Raw genomic sequence first — 5,046 nt, forward strand, 5'->3', positions numbered from 1 at the left:
GGGTGGGGGCGTCGTGGGCGGCGCTGTGGTCCATGTGACGACCTTAACCCGATTGTTGGCCTGGCCCACGAATCCCGCTAATGTTGGCCCCTCCAACGTTGGTTGAGCCAACGTTGCCTGGGAAGGGGTCGACCATGTCCACAGTCATCACGAGCACACCACCCGAGGTCGCCTCGCCTCGCCGCTGGGCCGCCCTGGGCTGGGCCGCCACCGGCCAGCTGATGATCGCCGCCGACGCGACGATCATGAACGTCGCGCTGCCCACCGTGCAGCGGGACCTGGCCCTCTCCCCCGCCCAGGCGCAGTGGGTCGTCACCGCGTTCGCCCTCTGCTATGGCGGGTTCCTGCTGCTCGGCGGGCGGCTCTCGGCGCGGTGGGGGCGCCGCCGCTGCCTGCTGGCCGGCCTGGCCCTGTTCGCCGTCGCCTCCCTGCTGGGCGGCCTCGCGGTCACCCCCGCCATGCTCATCACCGCGCGGGCGGTGCAGGGCCTCGCCGGAGCGCTGTTCACTCCGTCGGTGCTGGCCCTGCTCGGCACCAGCTTCCCCGGCGGCGCCGATCGGGCCCGCGCGTTCGGCCGCTACGGCACGGTGATGGGTAGCAGCACCGGTGTCGGCCTGGTGCTCGGCGGGGTGCTCACCGACCTGGCCGGCTGGCGGTGGAGCCTGCTGGTCGCCGTGCCGATCGCGGCGGTGGCCGCCGCCGGCGTGGCGCGCACCGTCACGGCCGGGCCCGGCCGGGCGGACACCCCGGTCGACCTGGTCGGCGCCGTGCTGGCCACCGGCGGGCTGGTGGCGCTGGGGTACGCGGCCAGCCGCGCCGAGACCGCCGGCTGGGCCGGTCCATCGACCCTGGGGGTACTCGCCGCCGGTGTCGCGGCGCTGGGGGTCTTCGCCGCGGCGCAGCGGCGGGTGGCACACCCGCTGCTGCCGCCGGGCGTGGTGGCCGACCGCCGGCGCGGCGGGGCGTACCTGGCGGTGCTGGCGATGGCGGCGGGCAACGTCGCCGCGTTCTTCTTCCTCACCTTCCACCTGCAACACGTGCTCGGCTTCCCGCCGGTGCTGGCCGGGCTGGCGTTCCTGCCGTACACCCTGGCCATCGTGCTCGGGGTGCGCGGCGCCCGCCGGCTGCTCACCGACGCGCCCGTGCGGCTGTTGCTGGTGCCCGGCCTGCTGGCCACCGCGGCCGGGCTGGGCCTGCTCGGGCTGCTGCGCCCCGACAGTGGCTACGCCACGCTCCTGCTGCCGGTGATCGTCCTGCTGGGGCTGGGCAACGCGTTCGTGCTGGTGACCGCGAACAGCGTCGCCACCCAGGACGCCGGCCCGGACGCCGGGGTCGCCGGGGCGACGGTGATGACCGCCATGCAGGTCGGGGCGTCGCTGGGCGTGGCGGTGCTGGGCGGCGTCGCCGCCGCCGCGGCCGACGCCCACCGGCGCGCGGAGGCCGTCACCGCCATCGTGGCGGGCGTGCACGGCCAGGCGGTGGCGAGTCTGGTGGCCGCGGTCGCGCTCGCCGTGGCCGCCGTCGCGGTGTTCGGGATCCTCGGCGCCGGGCGGCATCCGGCACGGCACTGAGCCGTGGGGCCGGCGCGAGAGGGGATTCGCGCCGGCCCCACGGGCCGCGCAGGGCCGACGGCGCTGGGGGTCAGTGCTGCGGGATGTGGGCCACCCCGATGCGCTTGCGGAACACCCAGTACGTCCAGCCCTGGTAGGCCAGCACGATCGGGGCGAACACCACCGCCACCCAGGTCATGATCTTCAGGGTGTAGGGGGTGGAGGCGGCGTTGCCGGCGGTCAGCGTGCCGGCGGCGTCCAGGGTGGAGGGCAGCACGGTCGGGAACAGCGCGGCGAACAGGGTCGCCACCGCCAGGCCGATGGCCACCGCGGTGCCGGTGAACGCCCAGCCCTCCCGCCGTGCCCGGGCGGCGGCCAGGCCACCGAGCAGCGCCAGGGCGGCGCCGGCGGCGAACACGACGGCGGTCGCACTGGAGCGGATGCTCAGCGTCCAGGACAGGAACGCCACCGCGAGGACGGCGGCGGCCACCCCGAGGCGCGCCGCGAGGGCGGCGGCCCGCTCGCGGATGTCACCGACGGTCTTCAGGGCGAGGAACACCGCGCCGTGGGTGAGGAACAGCGCCGCGGTGGTCGCGCCACCGAGCAGGGCGTACGGGTTGAGCAGGTCGAGCAGGCCACCGACGTACTCGTGGTCGGCGTCCAGCGGCACCCCGCGCAGGATGTTGGCGAAGGCGACGCCCCACAGGAGGGCCGGCACCACCGAGCCGACGACGATGGCGGCGTCCCAGCGGCGCTTCCAGGACGCCTCGGGGCGCTTGTGCCGGTACTCGAAGGCCACCCCGCGGGCGATCAGGGCCAGCAGGATCAGCAGCAGCGGCAGGTAGAAGCCGGAGAAGAGGGTGGCGTACCACTCGGGGAACGCGGCGAACATGGCGCCGCCGGCGGTGATCAGCCACACCTCGTTGCCGTCCCAGACCGGGCCAATGGTGTTGATCAGGACGCGGCGTTCCCGGTCGTCGCGGCCGAGCACGGGCAGCAGCATGCCGACGCCGAAGTCGAAGCCCTCCAGGATGAAGTAGCCGGTGAACAGGGCCGCGACGAGCAGAAACCAGATGGTGGTGAGTTCCACGGTGGGCTCCGGGTTCAGTAGGCGAAGGCGAGCGGGCGTTCGGCGTCGTCGGTGTCGTCGGGTTCGGGCTGCGGGGTCACGTCGGGCACGCCGGCCTTGGCGTAGCGGACCAGCAGTTTGAACTCGACCACGGCGAGGGTGGCGTAGATCAGGGTGAAGGCGGTGAACGAGGTGAGTACCTCGGTCAGTGACACGCTGCGGGAGACGCCGTCGCGGGTGAGCATCTCGCCGAAGACGATCCACGGCTGGCGGCCCATCTCGGTGAAGATCCAGCCGAAGGAGTTGGCGAGCAGGGGCAGCAGCGGCATGACCAGGCCGGCGCGCAGCAGCCAGCTGCTGGTCGGGGTGCGGCCCTTGCGGTGGGTCCAGAGCACGAGCAGGGCGATCGCGGCGGCGGCCAGCCCGAAGGCGATCATGAAGCGGAAGCTCCAGTAGGTGACCGGGATGATCGGGGTGTAGCTGCCGGGGCCGTACTGGCTGGCGTACTGGGCCTGCAGGTCGTTGATGCCGTGCACGGTGCCGTTCGGGTCGCCGGTGCCCAGGTACGACAGCAGGTACGGGATCTTGATGGCGAACAGCTCGCGGGTGCCGTCGAGACTGCCGACGGTGAGCACGGAGAACGACGCGGGGCTCTCGGTGGTGTAGAGGCCCTCGGCGGCGGCCATCTTCATCGGCTGTACCTGAGTCATGATCTTGCCCTGGATGTCGCCGGTGATCACTACGGCGGCGGCGGCGAGCAGGGTGACCCAGGAGCCGAACGTGGCGGCGAAGCGGTAGGCCGGGGTGTCGGCGGAGTCGCGGTTGCGCATCAGGTGCCAGATCGCCACCGCGACCAGCAGCGAGCCGGCCACCAGGAACGCCCCGGCGATGGTGTGCGGGAAGGTGATCAGGGCGACCTTGTTGGTCAGCACGGCGACGAAGTCGGTCAGCTCCGCACGGCCGGTCTGGGGGTTGATCCGGTAGCCGACCGGGTTCTGCATGAACGAGTTCGCGGCGAGGATGAAGTAGGCGGACAGGTTCGTGCCGATCGCGGCGGCCCAGATGCTGGCCAGGTGCAGCCGCTTGGGCAGCCGGTCCCAGCCGAAGATCCACAGGCCGATGAAGGTCGACTCCAGGAAGAACGCCACGAGGGCCTCGATGGCCAGGGGTGCACCGAAGATGTCGCCGACGAAGCGGGAGTAGTCGCTCCAGTTCATGCCGAACTGGAACTCCTGCACGATGCCGGTGACCACACCCATCGCAAAGTTGATCAGGAAGAGTTTGCCGTAGAACCTGGTGAGCTTGAGGTATTTCTCGTTCCCGGTGCGGTGCCACATCGTCTGCAGGATGGCGACCAGCACGGACAGGCCGATGGTCAGCGGCACGAAGAGGAAGTGGTAGACGGTGGTGACACCGAACTGCCAGCGGGCGACGTCCAACGCGTCCACCTGAAACCCCCAGCTGTGATACTACGAGACGTAGTAAATACTACTGCCCGTCGTAGAGGAGTTGGCGGGGGCGGGGGTTCCGACCTTCCCCGGCACCAATGATCCCGATCACCCCGGCCCGCGACCACGCGCTGTCGCGACCACGCGCGGCCTCGTCCGGCTGACTGGCCGCCGCCCTGGGCCCCGCCCGGGCGCCGCCGCATGCGACCATTGCGCGCTGATGGACACCGCCCGCTCCACCTGGCAGCCGCCGCTGATCTGGCGCACCGCGCAGCTGCTCGCCCGCGCCGTGGTCGCCCTGCTGGCCCGCCTGCAGGTCAGCGGGGGCGTGCCGGCACACCTGCGTCGCGGGCCGCTGATCCTGGCCGCCAATCACATCAGCCCGATCGACCCGGTGGTGATGGCCGCGGCCTGCCGGACGGCCGGGGTCTCCCCGCGCATCATGGCCACCGGCGGGCTGTTCCGCACTCCCGTGCTCGGGGCCGCGATGCGCCGCGCCGGGCACATCCGGGTCGACCGGGGCACCAGTGCCGTGCACCACGCCCTCGACGACGCCGCCGCGGCCGTCGCCGGCGGCTCGGTGATCCTGATCTACCCCGAGGGGCGCATCGGCCTCGACCCCGGCATGTGGCCCGAACGCGGCAAGACCGGCACCGCGCGGCTCGCCCTGACCTGCGGCGCCCCGGTGATCCCGGTCGCACAGTGGGGCTCGCACGAGGTGGTGCCCTACCGCGCGCCGAAGGGGCTGCTGCGCGGGCTCGTCCGGTCGCTGGTGCGCCGCCCGGTCATCCGGGTGCACTTCGGCGACCCGGTCGCCCTGGCCGATCTCACCCACGGCACGCCCGGCGCGGCCCGGCGTGCCACCGACCGGATCATCGACGCGCTCACCGACAACCTCGTGCCGCTGCGCCCCGACGAGCCCGACCGGCCCCGGCACACCGACCCCGGCCGTCCGGTCGACACCGCCCGCTCCCACCGC

General features: G+C 72.8%; 4 protein-coding genes. 2 read left to right on the plus strand and 2 right to left on the minus strand.

The features are described 5' to 3' along the window. The first annotated feature begins 134 nt into the window (after positions 1 to 134). The gene (locus C1I99_RS29135; RefSeq protein ID WP_111137398.1) at positions 135 to 1,571 is read left to right on the plus strand and encodes an MFS transporter; all 1,437 of its coding nucleotides are present in this window, start codon (positions 135 to 137) and stop codon (positions 1,569 to 1,571) included. A 70-nt stretch (positions 1,572 to 1,641) separates the two neighbouring features. Here the strand turns inward: C1I99_RS29135 and cydB are convergent, their stop codons facing one another. Beyond that, the gene (gene cydB, locus C1I99_RS29140; protein ID WP_111137399.1) at positions 1,642 to 2,640 is read right to left on the minus strand and encodes a cytochrome d ubiquinol oxidase subunit II; all 999 of its coding nucleotides are present in this window, start codon (positions 2,638 to 2,640) and stop codon (positions 1,642 to 1,644) included. A gap of 14 nt (positions 2,641 to 2,654) precedes the next feature. Next, positions 2,655 to 4,067, minus strand: a complete 1,413-nt coding sequence (locus C1I99_RS29145) for a cytochrome ubiquinol oxidase subunit I (protein ID WP_111137400.1) — start codon at positions 4,065 to 4,067, stop codon at positions 2,655 to 2,657. 220 nt (positions 4,068 to 4,287) lie between these two features. On the opposite strand from C1I99_RS29145, the gene C1I99_RS29150 reads away from it, so the two are divergent. Next, positions 4,288 to 5,046: lysophospholipid acyltransferase family protein (locus C1I99_RS29150; RefSeq protein ID WP_111137401.1), on the plus strand; the 759-nt coding region annotated here is incomplete at its 3' end.

Source organism: Micromonospora deserti (genome assembly GCF_003236335.1).
Classification (GTDB): Bacteria; Actinomycetota; Actinomycetes; order Mycobacteriales; family Micromonosporaceae; genus Micromonospora; species Micromonospora deserti.